Origin of the sequence: Psychrobacillus faecigallinarum (genome assembly GCF_014836595.1) — a bacterium.
GTDB lineage: Bacteria > Bacillota > Bacilli > Bacillales_A > Planococcaceae > Psychrobacillus > Psychrobacillus faecigallinarum.
In genome coordinates, this window is the sequence record NZ_JACSQO010000009.1 from 169,331 (window position 1) to 189,215 (window position 19,885).

Below are 19,885 nucleotides of genomic sequence, written 5' to 3' on the forward strand. Positions count from 1 at the left end.
TCCAAACACAAATATTGCTATTTTGAATATATTAAAGTATTATGATTATAGAAATTAAATTTTTTTTGAGTAGATGGGACATTTTTGGCGTAAGTGGGACAAAAACGTCACCAATAAGGTTGGGATGTGACAAATGGATTCTTTTCTAGGTGCGCAACTAAAGCTTATGCCAGAGATGAGTGACCTGCTTCAGAAGAGGTATCGTATTCTCCAAACAATCCAGCTGACCAAAGGTATTGGCCGAAGAGTTCTAGGTGAACAGCTAAGCTTAACCGAGCGTGAAACTCGTAAGGAATTGGACGCTTTAAGGACTCAAGGCTTGATAGAGGTTTCTCGTGAGGGAGCTTCGATTACAGCTGAGGGCAATGAAGTATTAACAGAGTTAAAAGAAGTAGTTCGTTTGTGGTCGGGTCGATCGCAGATGGAGCTAATGTTAAAAAAATATTTAAATATAAAAGATGTGATTATAGTTCCGGGAAATGTAGATAATGATACAAATACATCTATGCTTTTATCGCAGGAGGCTGCAAAGTATTTAGAAAGTATTTTACTGAATGAACACATTATCGCAGTTACCGGTGGGTCAACGATTGCATCCATCTCCCATGCAATGACGGAGTCGTCCAGATGGAAGGACTTGTTGTTTATTGCAGCTAGAGGAGGGGTAGGGAAGGATGTCCGGCTACAAGCAAATACAATAGCGTCTTTGTTTGCTAGTAAGATGAATGGATCCTACCGCACGTTATATATACCTGACCGCTTAAGTGAGGAAGCATATATGACGATGAAGAAAGAGCCTTTTATTCAAGAAATGATGGACCTTTATGAAAGGACGAACATCATTATTCATGGAATAGGCGATGCTTTAGAAATGGCCAAAAGAAGAAATTCTAGTGACGAGGAGATTGAGCTTCTGAGAAGTAGAGGAGCGGTCAGTGAGTCGTTTGGCTATTATTTCAACAACCAGGGTGAAGCAGTTCACCATATTCGAACAATTGGCGTTCAGTTAAACCAGCTTCAACATATAGAGCATCTACTTGCGGTTGCAGGCGGGGCAAAAAAAGCAAATGCACTTATTTCTTATTTCAAGCAGGCACCATTGCAAACTGTCTTAGTAACAGATGAAGGTGCAGCAAACGAAATGATGAAAGTAATTCCAAAAAACATTTAGGAGGAATTTATAATGACAGTAAAATTAGCTATTAACGGATTTGGACGTATCGGACGTAAGGTTTTCAGAGAAGCTTTAGAGCAAAAGGATTTAGAAGTAGTAGCAATCAATGACTTAACAGATGCAGCGATGCTTGCTCATTTATTGAAATATGATTCTGTACACGGTATCTCTAATGCGGACATCACTTCAGAGGGTGAATACCTAGTAGTTAACGGGAAAAACATTCAAGTATTCGCAGAAAAGGATCCTTCAGTACTTCCTTGGAAAGACCTAGGAGTAGACATCGTAATCGAATCTACTGGCGTATTCAGCACAGTAGAAAAAGCAGGCAAGCATTTAGAAGCAGGAGCTAAAAAAGTTATTCTTTCTGCTCCAGCGAAAGACAATATGCCGACATTCGTTATGGGTGTAAATGAAGAAAAATATAACCCAGAAACAGATCATGTAGTTTCCAACGCTTCTTGTACAACAAACTGCTTGTCACCAGTAGCGAAAGTATTACAAGATAACTTTGGTATCAAACGTGGGATGATGACAACAATTCACTCATTCACAAATGACCAACGTATCTTAGATTTACCACATAGCGACTACCGTCGTGCTCGTGCAGCATCTGAGTCTATGATTCCAACAACAACTGGAGCAGCAGCTGCAGTAGCGAAGGTTCTACCTGAGCTAAAAGGAAAATTAGATGGTATGGCTGTTCGTGTACCGACACCAAACGTATCACTAGTCGACTTTGTAGCAGAGCTAGACAAAGAAGTAACTGTAGAAGAGTTAAACAAAGTGCTTCGTGAAGCTTCTGAAAATGAACTAAAAGGAATTCTGGAATACAACGAGCTTCCATTAGTATCAATCGACTACAATGGTAACACTGCTTCTTCAACTGTAGACGGACAATCTACTATGGTATTAGGTGACAACCTTGTAAAAGTATTAGCATGGTATGACAACGAATCAGGCTACTCTGCACGTTGTATCGACCTTGCATTATTAATGGCAAAAAAAGGGTTATAATTTAAAGCACTAAGCCTTTCAAAAGCCGAGGAACATTAGTTTTTGAATAGCGTTAAAGTATAATAACCTCTATAATAAAAGAGGGTAAAGGAGCAAAGGTTACCCCTTTTGCTCCTTCTTTTTTTAAGTAGGCAATTCAATTACATAAGGAGGCTTATTTTTATGAAGGAAAAACAAACAATGAGCGATGTAACGTTAAAGGGAAAACGCGTCTTTTGTCGAGTAGACTTCAATGTACCAATGGAAGACGGTGCAATTACAGATGATACTCGTATTCGTGCAGCACTACCTACGATCCAACACTTAATCGAGCAAGGAGCAAAAGTGATTCTTGCAAGCCATATGGGTCGCCCAAAAGGGGAAGTAAAGGAAGAGCTACGATTGACAAAGGTTGGCGAGCATTTAGCAAAGCTATTGAATAAGCCTGTCACTAAATTAGATGAATCAATTGGAGAAAAAGTGGAACATACTATCTCTGAAATGAACGAGGGAGACGTTGTTCTTTTAGAAAACGTCCGCTTCCACGCTGGAGAAGAGAAAAACGATCCAGAGTTAGCAAAAGCGTTTGCTTCGTTAGCGGATGTATATGTAAATGACGCATTTGGTGCTGCTCACCGCGCACATGCGACAACAGAAGGTATTGCTAAGCTACTTCCAGCAGTTTCTGGATTGTTGATGCAAAAAGAATTAGATGTATTAGGAAAAGCTTTAACTACACCTGAACGACCTTTCACAGCTATCATTGGTGGAGCGAAGGTAAAGGATAAAATCGGTGTCATCGATCATTTATTGGACAAGGTAGACAACATCCTAATCGGTGGTGGACTGTCTTATACATTTACGAAGGCACAAGGCCATGAGATTGGAACTTCTCTTTTAGAGGAGGACAAAATCGATTTAGCTAAGTCTTTCCTTGAAAAAGCGAAGGAAAAAGGCGTGAACTTCTATTTGCCAATCGATGTGGTTGTTGCAGACGAGTTCTCCAAGGATGCAAATACGAAGGTCGTGTCAATCGACCAAATCCCTTCAGACTGGATGGGCTTAGACATTGGTCCTGAAACCGTAAAGCTTTACGATCAAGTCATTAAAGACAGCAAGCTAATTATTTGGAACGGACCGATGGGTGTGTTTGAAATGGATGCTTTTGCAAACGGAACGAAGGGTGTTGCCAATGCAATGGCGGAAACCTCTGGATATACAATCATTGGCGGAGGAGATTCAGCTGCAGCTGTAGAGAAATTTGATGTAGCAGATAAAATGGACCATATATCAACTGGTGGAGGAGCTTCCTTAGAGTTTATGGAAGGTAAGGACTTACCAGGCGTATCGGCACTAAACGATAAGTAAATGGAGGAGATTTTATATGCGTAAACAAGTAATCGCAGGAAACTGGAAAATGTACAAAACGCTTTCTGAGGCAAAGCAATTTGCTAGCGAATTAAAAGCGAAGCAGCTAGATACGACAAATGTAGAGGCAGTCATCTGTGCACCTGCTCTATTTTTAGAGTCATTAGTTAACGAGACTAAGGGATCTTTTATTTCAATCGGTGCTCAAAACATGCATGAAGAAAAGGAAGGAGCGTTCACTGGTGAAGTGAGCGGTCAACAATTACAAGATTTAGGCGTAAGCTATGTCGTAATTGGTCACTCCGAAAGACGCCAATATTTCAACGAAACCGACGAATCAGTCAATAAAAAAGCAAAGGCTGCATTTGAAAATAACCTAACGCCAATCATTTGTGTTGGAGAATCGTTGGAGCAGCGTGAGAGCAACGAAACAGAAAGCATTGTTTCTGCTCAAACAACAGCAGCGCTAGAAGGTCTTTCAGAAGAACAAGTGAAAAACACAATTATCGCATACGAGCCAATCTGGGCAATCGGAACTGGTAAAACAGCTACGGCTGACGATGCAAACGATGTATGTCGTTCCATCCGTGAAACGATTTTAGATGGTTTTGGAGAAGAAGTTGCAAGTGCGGTCCGTATCCAATACGGCGGCAGCGTGAAGCCTGAAAATATTGAGGAATTGCTTTCTAAGGAAGATATTGATGGTGCATTAGTAGGCGGGGCGAGCTTACAGGTAGATTCGTTTGTGAAACTACTGGAGGCTGGTGCAAATGTCTAAAAGTCCAGTTGCATTAATTATTTTAGACGGTTTCGGACTAAGACCTGAAACTTATGGTAATGCAGTTTTTCATGCGAAAAAACCAAACTTCGATCGATATTGGAACGAATTCCCGAACGCAACCTTAATCGCTTCTGGAGAGGCGGTTGGCTTGCCAGATGGGCAAATGGGTAACTCTGAGGTTGGTCATTTAAATATCGGTGCCGGAAGAATTGTTTATCAAAACCTTACTCGCATTCATAAATCTATTCGTGATGAGGAATTCTTTAAAGAGCAAAAGCTTTTAGCTGCGATTGAGCATGTGAAGCAAACGGGTGGAAAGCTACATCTTATGGGCCTTCTATCTGATGGTGGAGTTCATAGTCATTTTTCACATTTATTTGCTTTATTGAAGCTTGCTAAAGCACAGGGGCTGAACGATGTTTTCGTGCATGGCTTCTTAGATGGACGTGATGTTGGTCCACGCACAGCGGTAGCATACGTAGAGGAAGCAGAAAAACAAATGAAGGATATTGGTATAGGCCAGTTCGCATCTATTAGTGGCCGCTACTATGCAATGGACCGTGATCGTCGTTGGGATCGTGTTGTCCTTGCCTATAAGGCGATGGTAGATGGAGTCGGTAAAACGGCTGAAACAGCAACTCAGGGAGTACTTAACTCTTATGAGGAGGATATTGCAGATGAATTCGTCGTGCCATTTGTCATTGAGAAAAATGGACAGCCGGCTACTACTATAGATACTGGTGATGCAGTCATCTTCTTTAATTTCCGTCCTGACCGTGCAATTCAGTTATCGATGGCGTTAAATACTCCATCGTTCGATAGCTTCCCATTAAGCGAAAAGCATCCGAAGAACCTTAAATTCGTGACATTCACTCATTATAGCGATGAAGTAGTAGCGGATGTAGTATTTGAAAAAGTAAATTTATCTAACACGATCGGTGAGGTTCTTGCAGCTCGCGATAAAAGACAGCTTCGTATAGCCGAAACCGAAAAATATCCGCATGTGACATTTTTTATGAGTGGTGGTCGAGAGGAGCCATTCCCTGGAGAACAACGAATTCTCATTAATTCTCCTAAGGTGGCAACGTATGACCTTAAGCCAGAAATGAGCGCTTATGAAGTAACCGACGCTTTAGTAGGAGAAATTGCATTAGACAAATTTGATGCGATCATCTTAAACTTTGCAAATCCGGATATGGTAGGTCATAGCGGAATGCTAGAGCCAACCGTGAAGGCAATCGAGGCAGTGGATACTTGCCTTGGCAAGGTGGTAGATGCAATTTTAGCAAAAGGCGGCCAGGCAATTATTACCGCTGACCACGGAAATTCCGATGAGGTAGTCACAATCGAGGGTAACCCGATGACAGCTCACACGACCAATCCTGTACCAGTTATTGTGACTGAAAAGGGAGCAACACTTAGAACAGACGGAATTTTAGCCGATTTGGCTCCAACCATGTTACACTTATTAGGTATAGAAGCACCGCCTGAAATGACAGGTAAAACATTAATCGAAACGGAGAGTTGAAAATGCCAATTATTACACAAATTCAAGCTCGTGAGGTATTAGATTCACGCGGAAACCCAACAGTTGAAGTAGAAGTATTCACAGAAAGCGGAGCATATGGCCGCGCAATCGTACCATCTGGTGCATCTACTGGTGAATACGAAGCAGTAGAACTTCGCGATGGCGACAAGTCAAGATACCTTGGAAAAGGTGTATTAAAAGCGGTAGAAAACGTGAACAACGTAATCGCGGCAGAATTAGAAGAAAATTTCTCAGTGTTAGACCAAGTTGAAATCGACCATGCAATGATCGAGCTAGACGGTACTGAAAACAAAGGTAACCTAGGAGCTAACGCAATTCTAGGAGTTTCTATCGCAGTAGCACACGCTGCAGCTGACTATTTAGATGTACCTTTATATCAATACCTAGGCGGGTTTAACGCAAAACAACTTCCAGTTCCGATGATGAATATCGTAAACGGCGGCGAGCATGCTGACAACAACGTAGACATCCAAGAATTCATGATCATGCCAGTAGGAGCAGAATCATTCCGTCATGCTTTACGCATGGGCGCAGAAATCTTCCATAGCCTAAAATCAGTATTAAAAGATGCTGGCTTAAACACAGCTGTTGGTGATGAAGGCGGATTCGCACCAAACTTAAAATCAAACGAAGAAGCACTTTCTACAATCATGACCGCAATTGAAAAAGCTGGCTACAAACCAGGTGAAGAAATCCTTCTGGCAATGGACGTAGCATCTTCTGAGCTATTCAACAAAGAAGACGGCAAATACCACCTAACTGGTGAAGGCGTAGTCAAAACTTCAGAGGAAATGGTTGATTGGTACGAAGAGCTTTGCAATAAATACCCAATCATCTCAATCGAAGACGGATTAGACGAAAACGACTGGGCTGGCCACAAGCTTCTAACAGAAAGACTTGGCAAAAAAGTTCAGCTAGTTGGAGACGATCTATTCGTAACTAACACGAAAAAACTAGCACAAGGAATTGAGCAAGGCGTAGGCAACTCAATCCTAGTAAAAGTTAACCAAATCGGTACACTTACAGAAACATTTGACGCAATCGAAATGGCAAAACGCGCTGGCTACACAGCAGTCATCTCCCACCGCTCTGGTGAATCCGAGGACGTAACAATCGCTGACCTAGCAGTAGCAACAAACGCAGGCCAAATCAAAACAGGAGCACCATCCCGCTCCGACCGCGTAGCAAAATACAACCAACTACTACGTATCGAGGACCAACTATACAACACAGCTCAATACCTAGGCAAAAAAACATTCTACAACCTGAAATAAATAATGGTAGATAACTACTTAACACTTTTGTGTTAAGTAGTTTTTTTGTGGGGAGATTTGTGTGGAGCGTGGGAAGTGTTGCGGAGATAGGGAGAAGTGTTGCGGGAAATAGAGAAAGTGTTGCGGAGATAGGGAGAAGTGTTGCGAGAAAGAGAGGAAGCATTGCGGGAAATAAAAGAGTTGCGGGAAATAAGGAAAGTGTTGCAGAGATGAGTCGAAGTGTTGCAGAGAAGGAGCAAAGTGTTGCGCGAAAGAGAGGGAGCATTGCGGGAAATAAAAGAGTTGTGGGAAATAAGGAAAGTGTTGCGGAGATAGGGAGAAGTGTTGCAGAAAATGGGCAAAGTGTTGCGCGAAAGAGAGGAACCATTGCGGGAAATAAAAGAGTTGCGGGAAATAAGGAAAGTGTTGCAGAGAAGAGTCGAAGTGTTGCAGAGAAGGAGGAAAGTGTTGTGCGAAAGAGAGGAAGCATTGCGGGAAATATAAGAGTTGCGGGAAATAGGGCAAGTGTTGCAGAAATAGGGAGAAGTGTTGCGCAAAAGGATAGAAGTGTTGCAGAGATGAAGCAAGGTGTTGCACAAAAGGTGGTGAACATCAGGGAAATGCGGAACGTTGGAGAGACGGAGCGGAACCTTGCACAGATTGCGTGCAACATTGCGGAGATAGAATAAAACCTTGCACAGATGGAGTGAAACCTTGCGGAGACGAGCATAAACATTGCAGAAATCACGAAACTCTTGCAGGCCCATCATAATTTGCTAACGAGTCTCAAAAAAAGAGAGCAGGTACATCGCCTGCTCTCTTTTCTATTAAAATATATACGGGCCAACCAAGAAAAACAGGACGGCTAAATTCATAAAGGTCGCATATAAAATCATATACGTGTAATCTTCCTCTTCTGGGTTATAGCGGGCAAGGAATAATGGAACGACCGATATAACAGCTCCTACGACTAATAAACCAACAAAATGCCAGCTTTCCGTAATGAATGGAACATTTGCAATGATCGTTTCTACCTTCGTAAAGCGATATAAGAAAAAGATTTGCAACGCTAATAGCGAGATGACATGGATAACAAATCCTAAAAGGTAGGTTTTTTCATATTTAAATCGGTTTAAAATAACTGTGCTCAAATAGGAAATCCCAAATGCAAGGATGATCCATGCAAAGGCAAACAGTACTAGCATTAAGCCGTTAAAGGATTTACTAAACTGGGTGTAGGCTGCTTGCTTGTAGTCCTCCTTGGAAATTTGTTTGCTCTCTTCTATTTGGATTGGGTCAGAGGAGGTGTAAACTAATTCCCTTTGAGAACCATTCATCTCTAAAAAGGCAACGGTCTGCTTGTCTAATATGACAGGGCGCTCGTATCTGATACCTGATTTGGACAACAATGTAGCCTGAATCGTGCCATTAGTTAGCGGCCCCATGAACACTTGGTTTTTATTGCCGGCATAGGTTGCGGTAAAGGCTATTAACGTTTGTCCGTCCTGCTGAAGTACAGTTGGCTGGGTAATGTCATCTAATGTGCGACCGTCCTCTTCATGCTCAAATTTTAGCTTCGTCAGCTGAATGGTTTGATTTGGCGAAAGATTAAAAGATGCCTGTTGGATCACCTTCGATTTTGCACCGCCAGAAACAATGGTTGCATCCATTAGCAGCAAGTACTCCTCTTTTGACTGCTCAATAATATTTAAGGAGGATACTAAGCTTGCTGTACTAGTGAACTTGAATAATTGGTTAGGCTCGTTCGTTAGAGTGTATACGCTAAAGCGGTCTCCCTGAGTATCCTTTGTTATAGCAAAGATGTTATTATCAAAAATTTTAACATCATAGATAGGCTCATCCATCCCATAAGCTTGCTCTTGACCATCCTTCAAAACTGTCAATTGACGGTCCTTCGTCCAGTAGACTAACGTATCGTCCGATTTTACGAAATCCTCGACGTTTTGGGCAATTTCCTGGATGTCGTTCTTTGTGTTGAAATGAAGTAAGGAATAATTTTTAATATAATAAGAGTCCGTTTCATCACTCCAGGCGTTAGTGCTTGTACTAGTTAAGGCCAGGCTGCGAGCTTCCTTACAGCTTAAGTCCAAATCACAGGAGACGATGGTTTGCTGCTTGAAATTTCTAAGAGCAAGTATGTAGCTATTCTCCTTATCTAATACTTGAAAATTCGAATAATTAGAAGCAGGGATATCGACCGAAAAAGTTCTGCTCCAATTATCTGATGGTAGTTTCGTTTCTTCCTTTAATGTAAACCAATAGACGGTAGCGATTAACGCTAAAAGAATGATGCTGGTCATTGCAAATAATTTTTTGTTCACAATCAATCTTTCCTATTCATTATGTATTTTTACAAAATAAACCATTAAATCTTTCCTATTTCATTTTACCGCTAGATTATGAGAAAATATATGATATTATTTAGATAACTACTTTAAAGTTTATAGACTGTTGTCAGTTCTATTTAAATTTGGTAAAATTATAAGTGTTGTGAAGTTCTAATCAGGAGGTGTAACAATGAATACATTATTAATGACATTATTAATCATCGTCTCACTTGCTTTGATTGTAGTAGTATTATTGCAGTCAGGTAAAAGTGCTGGACTTTCAGGAGCCATCTCCGGAGGAGCTGAACAACTCTTTGGAAAACAGAAAGCTCGTGGTATGGATTTAATCTTACATAGAGCGACTGTCGTACTTGCAGTATTATTCTTCATTTTGACGATAGCTGTTACTAAATTTTAAAAAACGAATGTATACGCCTAACCATACTTTCATTTGGTTAGGCGTTTTCTTTTATATTTGGGCATACATAAGATAAAATTAATAATGGTAAGATATATATATAGTAGAAAAGAAATGCTGTTTTTGGATATAGGAGGTTTTATTGGAATGCGCATCACTACACCAAAGCCGTTTTTTTTTGAGGCAGGAAAACGAGCAGTATTATTATTACATGGTTTTACCGGCAATTCGTCCGACGTCCGGATGCTTGGTCGGTTTTTAGAAAAAAATGGCTACACTTCCTTGGCTCCACATTATAAGGGACATGGTGTACCACCGGAGGAGCTGCTAGAAACTGGCCCAAAGGACTGGTGGAAGGATGTTATGAAGGCATACGACCGGTTAAAGGCAGCTGGCTATGACGAAATTGCTGTTGCTGGATTGTCGCTCGGAGGCGTATTTTCGTTGAAATTGGGGTATACAGTACCTGTAAAGGGAATAGTAACTATGTGCTCTCCAATGACGATGAAAACGACCGACGTCATGTTTGAGGGCGTCGTAAAATACGCGAAGGAATATAAGAAATATGAAGGTAAAAGCGAGGAGCAAATAGAAGAAGAAGTAGAGGAGATTCGCAAAAATCCGATGCAAACACTGGGTGAGCTGCGAGAATTCGTCTATGAGGTCCGCGATCACGTTGATCATATCTATGCGCCACTTTTCGTCACACAGGGGAAGCTTGATACAGTCATTGACATAAATTCTGCAAACTATATTTATGAGCAGGCTGAATCGATTGAAAAAAAGATAAACTGGTACGAGGAATCTGGTCATGTCATTACGCTTGGACCAGAAAAGGAAACGTTACATGAAGATATATTAAACTTTTTAGAATCGCTGGATTGGAATGTGTAAAACAGACCAATTCCGCACAATCTGAAAAGGGAGGGATGTTTAGATGGAGAATATGAAAGAACAATTACTGGAGTTAATGAACTCAGAAGAATATAAACCGATGACCACCAAGGAATTAGAGGACCATTTTGGACTGACCGAGGCTGATGACTTCAAGGAGCTAGTAAAAACACTAGTTTCTATGGAGGACAGCGGAGCGGTTGTACGCTCAAGATCTAATCGTTATGGTGTCCCATCTCGCATGAATTTAATCGTCGGGAGCTTCATCGGTCATGCAAAGGGCTTTGGTTTCGTCACACCAGAAGAATCTGGGATGGATGATATCTTTATTCCCCCTACGGAAATTAACGGGGCAGTAAACGGTGACAAGGTACTAGTTCGCGTATCGAAGGAATCATCAGGAGACCGCAGAGAAGGTACAATTATTAAAATTACTCAGCGAGGCATCTCACAGGTTGTCGGTACGTTCCAGGACAATAAAGGCTTTGGATTCGTTATACCAGATGACAAAAAAGTGCCGATGGACGTATTTGTCGCTAAAGGCGACACACTAGGAGCAGTAGATGGACATAAGGTAGTTGTAGAGATTACCGATTGGCCGAATGAAAGAAAGTCTGCAACAGGTATTGTCACGAAAATCCTTGGACATAAAAATGATCCAGGTGTTGATATTCTATCAATCATCTACAAGCATGGGATTACGATTGACTTCCCACAAGAGGTAATCGATCAAGCAGAGGCTGTTCCAGATCAAATCGCAGAAGGTGACCTAGAAGGACGCAGAGATCTTCGTGATGAGGTTATCGTCACAATTGACGGAGCAGACGCAAAGGACTTGGATGATGCAGTAACAGTAACAAAATTGCCTGAAGGTACATATAAGCTTGGCGTACATATCGCAGACGTAAGCCACTATGTAACAGAGGGATCAGCTCTTGACCGCGAGGCATATGACCGTGGAACAAGCGTGTACTTAACCGATCGTGTTATTCCAATGATTCCGCACCGTCTATCGAATGGTATTTGTTCACTTAACCCACAGGTGGATCGTTTAACGCTTTCCTGTGAAATGATCATCAACGGCTCTGGTATGGTGACATCCCATGAGATTTTCCAAAGTGTGATCCGCACAACAGAGCGAATGACTTACTCAGATGTATATAAAATTCTAGAAGAAAAAGACGAAGCATTAATCGAGCGCTACAAAGATCTAGTGCCAATGTTCGAGAATATGGCTGAGCTTGCAGCAGTGCTAAGAAAGAAACGTGAGGAACGCGGAGCAATCGACTTCGATTTCCCGGAAGCTAAAATTCTAGTAGACGAGGACGGCTGGCCAACAGACGTAGCTATTCGCGAGCGTACGGTGGCTGAGAAGCTGATCGAGGAATTCATGCTAGCTGCCAATGAAACCGTTGCAGAGCACTTTAAATGGATGGATGTGCCGTTCATTTACCGTATCCATGAAGATCCTAAGCCAGAAAAGCTTCAACGCTTCTTCGGCTTCCTAACGAACTTCGGTTTAGTAGTAAAAGGTACGGGCAATGACATTCACCCGAAAGCACTTCAAGAAATCATTGAAAGTATCGAAGGAATGCCAGAGGAGCCAGTTATCTCAACAATGCTTCTTCGTTCCCTACAGCAGGCAAAATATTACGGAGAATGCCTAGGACACTTTGGTTTATCAACTGAGTTCTATACGCATTTCACATCTCCGATCCGTCGTTACCCTGACTTAATCGTACATCGTCTGATCCGTACGTATTTAGTGAATGGGGATGTTTCATCCGCAACTATCAACCATTGGGGTGCAATCATCGACGATATCGCAGAGCATACATCGAAACGTGAACGCCGTGCAGTAGATGCAGAGCGTGACACGGATGCACTGAAAAAAGCACAATACATGGCAGATAAAATCGGTGAGGAATTCGAGGGTATCGTTAGCTCGGTTACGAACTTCGGTATGTTCATCGAGCTGCCAAACACAATCGAGGGTCTTGTCCATGTGACGAACATGACAGACGACTACTACCGCTTTGACGACCGTCAAATGATGATGATCGGTGAGCGCTCTGGCAAACAGTTCCGTATCGGGGACGAGGTAACGGTTCGCGTTTCAGCTGTAAAACCAGAGGAAGCCGCTGTAGACTTCGAGGTTGTAGGCATGAAAAAATCCTTTGGCCGCAGCACACGTAAGGAAAGTCCTAAGGTCATCCATGCATCTAAAAAAGGCACTGGCAAGGATAGAAAAGACAAATCACAGCCAGGACCGAAAAAAGGAACGAATCAGAAAAAGAAATTCTATGAGTCCGTTGCGAAGAAATCCCAAAAACGCAAGCGACCAAAGAAAAAATAAAGAGGGAGCGGCCTAGGTCGCTCCACCTAGCTTTAGACAGGGGTGAATAGAATGGCAAAAAAGCATGACGACAAGCCACTAGCACAAAACAAGAAGGCCAATCATGACTATTTTATCGAGGAAACAATCGAGGCAGGTATCGTCCTACAAGGAACCGAAATCAAATCGATTCGTAACGGGAAGGTGCAGCTAAAGGATGCATTCGTGCGCATTCGTAACAACGAGGCATGGATATCCAACATGCACATCAGTCCGTACGAGCAGGGTAACCGCTTCAACCACGATCCGCTGCGTTCTCGTAAGCTATTGCTACACAAGAAGCAAATCAGCTCGCTAATCGGCGAAACAAAGCGTGAGGGCTTCACAATCGTACCGCTCAAAATGTACTTAAAGAACGGCTACGCCAAGGTCCTAATCGGCATCGGTAAAGGGAAAAAGGATTACGACAAGCGCGACACACTAAAGAAAAAAGAAGCAAAACGCGACATCGAGCGAGCATTCAAGGATGCCCAACGATAATAGCCGCTTCCTAGTTATCCTGATAGTGGAAGTATGTATCACTTGAATTTTGACCTAATTTGATGTATAGTTATAACTGTAACTTCTTACTGAGATGCAAACCTTTTATCTAAGTGACACCTTCAGACTGACTTGAAAACGCTTGTCAGTTGAGGCGCGCAGCACGAGGCGGAAGCGAATTGAACTTAGGTTCATGAGCTGACAACGAAGTGCAAGCAACGAAGAATGAAAGCGTTTGTCAACAGTCTGAAAAGCTTACATTATTCCATAAACGGGGACGTTATGGATTCGACAGGGATAGTCTAAGCTTGAGTTGCGCGTCAGAGGCTCGGCTCTGTAAAAACGGAACTTATAATAACAGGCAAAACAAACAACAACTTAGCATTCGCAGCGTAAGCTCGGATCTGCTTTATCTATCCATCGCCCATGTGGCTAGGTAGAGCTCACTCTTAGTGGGATACGGTTGGCAGTGCCACTTGAGCTGTCAGCAAGAGATTTCCAAGTTAGCGTACAGGACGCCCGCTTATCGGCATAATGCTACGCGAAACTTCAAATAGGTAAGATACACGCGTAGAAGCTTAAGTGTTAGAGTTTCTGGACGCGGGTTCAAATCCCGCCGTCTCCATATATCGAAATCATATGATTTCATACAGTGTCAAAACCCTTGGTATTCAAGGGTTTTTTCTTTTTGTCTATATCATCTAGTTTCAATGAGTATCAATCGAACGTAGTCAAAAACGTAGTCAAAACCTAGTCACTAATTACATTTCAATGTAGCTTGCGAACTTCAATATTGCTTCTTCTTTTGCTTTCTTTGTAACATGGGCATAAATGTTCATAGTCGTTTTTACATCACTATGACCTAAACGATCTTGGACTTCTTTCAAACTAGCTCCCGCTTCGAATAACAATGAACAATGGGTATGACGTAAACCATGTGTTGTGATTTTACCTAGCTTGTATTTATTCTGTACCTGCACAATCCACTTGCGAACTTTTGTAAGTTGCATGTGTTTATTTTGTTCATTACTAAATACAAGTTGCTTTGGTTGCATTGTATTAAAGCCCAGCACTAAATAATCTAGCTTTTGTTTTTTCTTCCACTCTTTTAAAACATCCATTGTTTTATCATCCATCTTAATTGTGCGAGGTAAATCTGTTTTAGGAAGCTTAACATATTGTCGGTTATCTTTACCAAGTGAAAGAGCCTTGTTGATGCGTAGTTCGTTTGTTGTGAAGTTTAGGTCATTCCATGTAAGGGCTAAAGCTTCCCCCCTACGCATTCCACTGAAAGCGAGTAAGCGGAATAAAACATACGCTTTGTGGTTACTTTCACGTTCTAAACATGATAGGAACTCAATAAGCTGCTCCCGTGTATAGAAGTTCTCCACTTTATCTTCATCTGCTCTTTTAGCCTTCTTAGAAGTGTTAGTGGGTAAATCTACATGTGCAAACGGATTTGTTAGTATATAGCTACGCTTAATTGCAAAATCTAGCACCTTAGCAGCGTAAGCTTTTACCATGCGGTAGTTCTTTAACTTCGCCGCCCATTCATCCACGTGCTGTTGACATACATCAACATGTATCTTTTCAATTTTATAAGTACCCATCGCAGGCAAAATATGATTTTTAAAGAGGCCTGTAGTTTTTACATATGTGCTTTCTTCCACAGTCTTCTCATATTGCTTAACCCATAGGTCGTAAACTTCTTGGTACGTTTCAGCACGTTCTTGTTGGTACGTACCGTTCGCAACATCTAGCTTAATACGAGCTAATGCTAATTCCGCTTCCTTATGTGTTTTAAAGCCACGCTTCAGTGTACGCTTCTGTTTACCAGTTAGTGGATCAACACCTAAATAAGCTGGGAACTCGTATCGTGTCTCACCACTTTTCAGCTTATAGCTTTTGATTGGTGATACTTTTTTCTTTACCATGATAATTCCTCCTGAATCAGTTGCGGGGGCAAATGATTAAAGAGAGGATTTACCTCTAGTGATATTATAATCGAACCTAAAGGAAAATCCTCATAAATTATTATTAAAAACTGTGATCTTCTAAAAAACGATCAATCTCTTTACGTGACACACGTTTTATTCCTTCTATTTCACACACTTGTAAACCCAAAAAAATGCATTCCAAAAACCTTCCTAATTATTAATGGAAGGTTTTGTTTTGTATAATTTCGATACTGTATATAATTTAAAACGCTAGTAATATCATTTTTACTCCACCTCTTCTTCCGTTTTCAAGATTCCTTCATCTATGATATCTACTAAATCTTGTATACTGTACATATATAGAACAACTTCTTTAAACTCTGTATCCTCAGTCGTAGGTATTTTTAGAAAAGTGCATATCCCTACAGGAATGGGGTTCTTATCTTATAGGAAAGGGAAGGTATTTTAATAATGGCGATTCCATCTAACATTTCAAAAGACCATGTGCTTAAAGCAATCTATAAGATCAATCAAATAGGGATATCATCTTTAAGAACGTCAACAAAGTTTGAATTATTTTATAAAGAGAAAAGGTACCCACCTAAAGAAGTAATCAGATTTGCGAATGAAGTTGCAAATGGTTATGAGCTTGTCCATTTTGGAGGTGGAGATGAATCCAATAATTTTTTAATTAAACTTGGTTTTACGGTGGTGTTGAAGGATACAGATGAAATCATCGGATTGGATTATACTAAGAAGAAAAAGCAAGGGATTAAGGTTATAACTGGTGCAATAAATCAAAAGGAAATTCCAAAAATTAATCAAGAAGACGTAGAGAAGGACATATTAACTAATACTGAAAAAGAACACTTGGCTAAAGTGCGAATTGGCCATTCCGATTTTAAAAGGAAGTTGATAGATAAAGAGTGTAAATGTAAGATATGTGGTGTTACTGACAAAAGTTTCTTGATTGCCAGCCATATTAAACCGTGGTACCAGTCCAGTAATGAAGAAAGATTAGATTTAGATAATGGATTTTTATTCTGTCCGAATCATGATGCTTTATTTGATAAAGGATTTATTACATTTGATGATAATGGTAAAATCGTTATTTCAAATTTATTAAATGAGGAGACGAGGATTTTCCTGAATGTTACTAACACTATGAAGATAGAGGTAAACGAGGGCAATCGGTATTACTTAGAATGGCATCGTTTGCACGTTTTTAAAAACGAATAAATTTACTAAGTTAAAAATAAGTTAAATAAGGTTTTAAAAAAGCATTAAGGAGGATCATCCTAGTCGAACCGCTCATAACATTGATTAATCGATTATGTGCGGTGATGTACTTTATATAATAAAATATTAATTGTTGAAAATAGCGTACAAACTCTAGGGTTTGTACTTTTTATTTTAGTTAAGATTAATGAAGCAGTTTGCTGTTAGAATTGTTATATTTGTGAGTTTACCCATTATAGTAGGTAATTTATAGGGGTTCATATGTTATGATAAAAGAGATTATTTAATAACATACTTAATTAAAGAGAGATTAACGATTCTTTTGATGAAGGTAAATTTTGGAGGTTTAAATATGGCAACAGCAAACTTGGGCTTTGAACAAAAACTATGGGAAATGGCTGATCAATTACGTGGATCAATGGATTCAGGTGAATATAAAAATGTAGTGTTAGGTTTACTATTTTTAAAATACGTATCTGATGCGTTTGAAGAGCTTTATGAACAATTAAAAGCAGATGAATGGGCAGATGAGGAAGACCGTGATGAATATGCTGCTGAAAATGTATTCTTTGTACCACGAGAAGCTAGATGGTCTTATATTAAAGACAATGCGAAAAAACCAGAAATCGGCCAATTAATCGACAAGGCAATGATTGCGATTGAAAAGGAAAACTCTTCGCTAACAGGTGTTTTACCAAAAAACTATGCACGTCCAGAGCTTGATAAGACACGTTTAGGGGAAACTATTGACTTATTCTCTTTCAAAATAGGGGATAAAGAAAGTCGCTCAAAAGATGTATTAGGTCGAGTTTATGAATACTTCTTGACACAATTTGCTGCATCGGAAGGTAAAAACGGTGGGGAGTTCTATACACCATCTTCAGTTGTACGCTTAATCGTTGAGATGCTACAGCCATATAAAGGGCGTATTTATGACCCTGCGTGTGGTTCCGGTGGAATGTTTGTACAAAGTGAGAAGTTTGTAGAAGGACATCAAGGTCGATTAGGAGATATATCTGTATATGGGCAAGAGTCAAACCCTACAACATGGAAGCTTTGTAAAATGAACTTAGCAATTCGTGGTATTGATAATAATATTGGTCCACATAATGCTGATACATTTCATAACGACTTACATAAAGGTTTAAAAGCTGATTATATTATGGCAAATCCACCATTTAACATCAAAAAATGGGGAGGGGATAGGCTAAAAGATGATGTCCGTTGGCAATATGGCATTCCCTCAGAAGGTAACGCTAACTATGCTTGGATTCAGCATATGATTTCAAAGTTAGCTCCAGCAGGGACAGCAGGCTTCGTATTAGCGAATGGTTCAATGTCTTCTAATACAAATAACGAAGGTGAAATTCGTAAAAACTTAATTGAAGCTGATTTAGTGGAATGTATCGTAACTCTACCAGGACAATTTTTCTACTCAACACAGATTCCAGTATGTATTTGGTTCATGTCAAAAGATAAAGCGAAAACAGGTAAGCGTGATCGTAAAAATGAAATATTATTTATTGATGCACGTAAATTAGGATTCATGGCGGACCGAACACATAAAGAGTTTGCAGATGCAGATATTCAAAAGATTACTCAAGCATTCCATACTTGGCGTGGCACTGCAGTAGGTGATCACGAGGATGTTCGAGGCTTCTGTAAAGCTGTAACATTAGAAGAGGTTCGTAACAACAACTTCATTTTAACACCAGGCCGCTATGTTGGCTCAGAAGAATTAGAAGATGATGGTGAACCATTTGAAGAGAAAATGACACGTTTAACATTCGAATTAGCAGAGCAATTTGAAAAATCAAAAGAACTAGAAGACCAAATTCGCCATGCACTCGGAGGAATTGGGTATGAGTTTTAATCTTACTGAGTATGAATTAAATGAATTAGTTGAAATTAAATATGGTAAAAACCAAAAGAAAGTTGAATCTGGATTAGGCTCGTATCCCATATTAGGTACAGGTGGTGTAATGGGATATGCTACCGAATACTTGTATGATAAACCATCTGTACTGATCGGACGGAAAGGTAGTATTAGTAAAGTTAAGTATATCAATGAACCATTCTGGACAGTTGATACTCTGTTTTATACAAAAGTTAATGAAAATGTTGTAATACCTAAGTATCTCTATTACGTTTTATCACAAATTGATTTTAACTATTATAATGAAGGAACTACTATTCCCAGTTTACGGACAGAAACTTTAAAAAAAATTAAGTTACAATTACCATCTCTCAACTTACAACAAAAAATAGTATTTTTTCTTGATAGATTTGAAGAGAAAATTAAATTGAATAATTCACTAATAAAAAAACTAGAGATAGTTTCAAGTTATCTTTTTAAAAGCTGGTTCATTGATTTTGAATTTCCAAATAAACAGGGTCTACCCTATCGTTCAAGTGGTGGAAAAATGAAGGTAAGTGAGTTAGGTGAGATACCAGTAGAATGGAATATTGTCGAGTTAAAAACACTAACAACATTGCTCAAGAAGACATTTAATCCTCAAAAAACAGAGTTAGAAGAAGTGGTACATTTTAGCTTACCTGCATTTGATGCTAAGAACTACCCAGTGATTGATAAAGTGGTAGACATTAAGAGTAATAAATGGATAGTAGAAGAGAATTGTTTACTGTTTTCTAAAATGAACCCAATTACTCCAAGAATTTGGGTCCCGAAAGTAAATGAAGAATATTTGAATGTAGCTTCAAGTGAATTTGTTGTATTACGAAATGAAAATTTTAAAGAAACAGCATTAATTTATACTTTATGCAAATCGGAACCTTTTATTGAGTATTTAAGAGCAAATGCTACTGGCTCTACAAATAGTAGACAAAGGATTACACCTGATAACGCCATGTTATATAAGCTTCCAATAGATTTAGTGGTAGTTAATGACTTCTCAGTAATAGTTTCTCCATTGATTGAACAGATACAAGAACTATATGAGGAAATTAACAAACTAGAATTATTAAGGGCCACCCTTCTCCCTAAACTTCTTTCAGGAGAAATTGAAATCCCAGATGAAAGTGTGGTTGATTAG

General features: G+C 39.9%; 16 protein-coding genes and 1 other RNA gene. 15 read left to right on the forward strand and 2 right to left on the reverse strand.

Annotated features, from left to right (window positions below):
- The first annotated feature begins 133 nt into the window (after positions 1-133).
- The 7 genes from H9650_RS16300 (at position 134) to H9650_RS16330 (ending at position 7,810) form a co-directional block, all read left to right on the forward strand.
- Positions 134-1,171 (forward strand): sugar-binding transcriptional regulator, encoded by a 1,038-nt coding sequence (locus H9650_RS16300; protein WP_144538796.1) that lies wholly within the window; start codon positions 134-136, stop codon positions 1,169-1,171.
- Between the two features lie 12 nt (positions 1,172-1,183).
- Complete coding sequence (gap, locus tag H9650_RS16305) at positions 1,184-2,191, forward strand: type I glyceraldehyde-3-phosphate dehydrogenase (RefSeq protein WP_144538794.1); 1,008 nt, start codon at positions 1,184-1,186, stop codon at positions 2,189-2,191.
- Between the two features lie 180 nt (positions 2,192-2,371).
- Positions 2,372-3,538 carry a phosphoglycerate kinase gene (locus H9650_RS16310; RefSeq protein WP_404814914.1) on the forward strand — a complete coding sequence of 389 codons (1,167 nt, stop codon included), beginning with the start codon at positions 2,372-2,374 and terminating at the stop codon, positions 3,536-3,538.
- Between the two features lie 16 nt (positions 3,539-3,554).
- On the forward strand, positions 3,555-4,316 hold the full coding sequence (gene tpiA, locus H9650_RS16315; protein WP_191697646.1) for a triose-phosphate isomerase: 762 nt from the start codon (positions 3,555-3,557) through the stop codon (positions 4,314-4,316).
- On the forward strand, positions 4,309-5,847 hold the full coding sequence (gpmI, locus tag H9650_RS16320) for a 2,3-bisphosphoglycerate-independent phosphoglycerate mutase (protein ID WP_191697647.1): 1,539 nt from the start codon (positions 4,309-4,311) through the stop codon (positions 5,845-5,847). Before tpiA ends, gpmI begins: the two co-directional genes overlap by 8 nt.
- Positions 5,848-5,849: 2 nt before the next feature.
- The gene (gene eno / locus H9650_RS16325; protein ID WP_144538786.1) at positions 5,850-7,142 is read left to right on the forward strand and encodes a phosphopyruvate hydratase; all 1,293 of its coding nucleotides are present in this window, start codon (positions 5,850-5,852) and stop codon (positions 7,140-7,142) included.
- 68 nt (positions 7,143-7,210) lie between these two features.
- The gene (locus H9650_RS16330) at positions 7,211-7,810 is read left to right on the forward strand and encodes a hypothetical protein (RefSeq protein ID WP_191697648.1); all 600 of its coding nucleotides are present in this window, start codon (positions 7,211-7,213) and stop codon (positions 7,808-7,810) included.
- A gap of 138 nt (positions 7,811-7,948) precedes the next feature.
- On the opposite strand, the gene H9650_RS16335 is transcribed toward H9650_RS16330, so the two are convergent.
- Positions 7,949-9,463, reverse strand: a complete 1,515-nt coding sequence (locus H9650_RS16335; RefSeq protein WP_191697649.1) for a hypothetical protein — start codon at positions 9,461-9,463, stop codon at positions 7,949-7,951.
- Between the two features lie 196 nt (positions 9,464-9,659).
- Here H9650_RS16335 and secG point away from each other — a divergent pair, with 196 nt between their 5' ends.
- The 5 genes from secG to ssrA all read left to right on the forward strand — a co-directional run bounded on the left by secG (position 9,660) and on the right by ssrA (position 14,284).
- On the forward strand, positions 9,660-9,887 hold the full coding sequence (secG, locus tag H9650_RS16340; RefSeq protein WP_144538782.1) for a preprotein translocase subunit SecG: 228 nt from the start codon (positions 9,660-9,662) through the stop codon (positions 9,885-9,887).
- Between the two features lie 147 nt (positions 9,888-10,034).
- Positions 10,035-10,781, forward strand: coding sequence for an alpha/beta hydrolase (locus H9650_RS16345; protein WP_154310116.1), 747 nt, complete (start codon positions 10,035-10,037; stop codon positions 10,779-10,781).
- 43 nt (positions 10,782-10,824) lie between these two features.
- Positions 10,825-13,137, forward strand: a complete 2,313-nt coding sequence (gene rnr / locus H9650_RS16350) for a ribonuclease R (protein ID WP_191697650.1) — start codon at positions 10,825-10,827, stop codon at positions 13,135-13,137.
- A gap of 51 nt (positions 13,138-13,188) precedes the next feature.
- Positions 13,189-13,656, forward strand: a complete 468-nt coding sequence (gene smpB, locus H9650_RS16355) for an SsrA-binding protein SmpB (RefSeq protein ID WP_169359955.1) — start codon at positions 13,189-13,191, stop codon at positions 13,654-13,656.
- A gap of 273 nt (positions 13,657-13,929) precedes the next feature.
- Positions 13,930-14,284, forward strand: a transfer-messenger RNA (tmRNA) gene (ssrA, locus tag H9650_RS16360).
- Positions 14,285-14,417: 133 nt separating this feature from the next.
- On the opposite strand, the gene H9650_RS16365 is transcribed toward ssrA, so the two are convergent.
- Positions 14,418-15,590 (reverse strand): site-specific integrase, encoded by a 1,173-nt coding sequence (locus H9650_RS16365; protein WP_191697651.1) that lies wholly within the window; start codon positions 15,588-15,590, stop codon positions 14,418-14,420.
- A gap of 474 nt (positions 15,591-16,064) precedes the next feature.
- Here H9650_RS16365 and H9650_RS16370 point away from each other — a divergent pair, with 474 nt between their 5' ends.
- The 3 genes from H9650_RS16370 to H9650_RS16380 all read left to right on the forward strand — a co-directional run bounded on the left by H9650_RS16370 (position 16,065) and on the right by H9650_RS16380 (position 19,885).
- A complete protein-coding gene (locus H9650_RS16370) occupies positions 16,065-16,832 on the forward strand; it encodes an HNH endonuclease (RefSeq protein WP_191697652.1) in 768 nt (255 codons plus the stop codon).
- 352 nt (positions 16,833-17,184) lie between these two features.
- Positions 17,185-18,705: a class I SAM-dependent DNA methyltransferase gene (locus H9650_RS16375; protein ID WP_191697653.1), complete on the forward strand. Its 1,521-nt coding sequence runs from the start codon at positions 17,185-17,187 to the stop codon at positions 18,703-18,705.
- Positions 18,695-19,885 (forward strand): restriction endonuclease subunit S, encoded by a 1,191-nt coding sequence (locus H9650_RS16380; protein WP_191697654.1) that lies wholly within the window; start codon positions 18,695-18,697, stop codon positions 19,883-19,885. The genes H9650_RS16375 and H9650_RS16380 overlap by 11 nt, the downstream gene beginning before the upstream one ends.

Bases quoted from the DNA above. Each gene is read 5' to 3' on its own strand.
- smpB (WP_169359955.1), top strand. From the start codon at position 13,189: ATGGCAAAAAAGCATGACGACAAGCCACTAGCACAAAACAAGAAGGCC.
- H9650_RS16380 (WP_191697654.1), top strand. From the start codon at position 18,695: ATGAGTTTTAATCTTACTGAGTATGAATTAAATGAATTAGTTGAAATT.
- H9650_RS16310 (WP_404814914.1), top strand. From the start codon at position 2,372: ATGAGCGATGTAACGTTAAAGGGAAAACGCGTCTTTTGTCGAGTAGAC.
- H9650_RS16375 (WP_191697653.1), top strand. From the start codon at position 17,185: ATGGCAACAGCAAACTTGGGCTTTGAACAAAAACTATGGGAAATGGCT.
- rnr (WP_191697650.1), top strand. From the start codon at position 10,825: ATGGAGAATATGAAAGAACAATTACTGGAGTTAATGAACTCAGAAGAA.
- secG (WP_144538782.1), top strand. From the start codon at position 9,660: ATGAATACATTATTAATGACATTATTAATCATCGTCTCACTTGCTTTG.
- H9650_RS16370 (WP_191697652.1), top strand. From the start codon at position 16,065: ATGGCGATTCCATCTAACATTTCAAAAGACCATGTGCTTAAAGCAATC.
- H9650_RS16300 (WP_144538796.1), top strand. From the start codon at position 134: ATGGATTCTTTTCTAGGTGCGCAACTAAAGCTTATGCCAGAGATGAGT.
- H9650_RS16365 (WP_191697651.1), bottom strand. From the start codon at position 15,590: ATGGTAAAGAAAAAAGTATCACCAATCAAAAGCTATAAGCTGAAAAGT.
- tpiA (WP_191697646.1), top strand. From the start codon at position 3,555: ATGCGTAAACAAGTAATCGCAGGAAACTGGAAAATGTACAAAACGCTT.
- gpmI (WP_191697647.1), top strand. From the start codon at position 4,309: ATGTCTAAAAGTCCAGTTGCATTAATTATTTTAGACGGTTTCGGACTA.
- gap (WP_144538794.1), top strand. From the start codon at position 1,184: ATGACAGTAAAATTAGCTATTAACGGATTTGGACGTATCGGACGTAAG.
- H9650_RS16345 (WP_154310116.1), top strand. From the start codon at position 10,035: ATGCGCATCACTACACCAAAGCCGTTTTTTTTTGAGGCAGGAAAACGA.
- eno (WP_144538786.1), top strand. From the start codon at position 5,850: ATGCCAATTATTACACAAATTCAAGCTCGTGAGGTATTAGATTCACGC.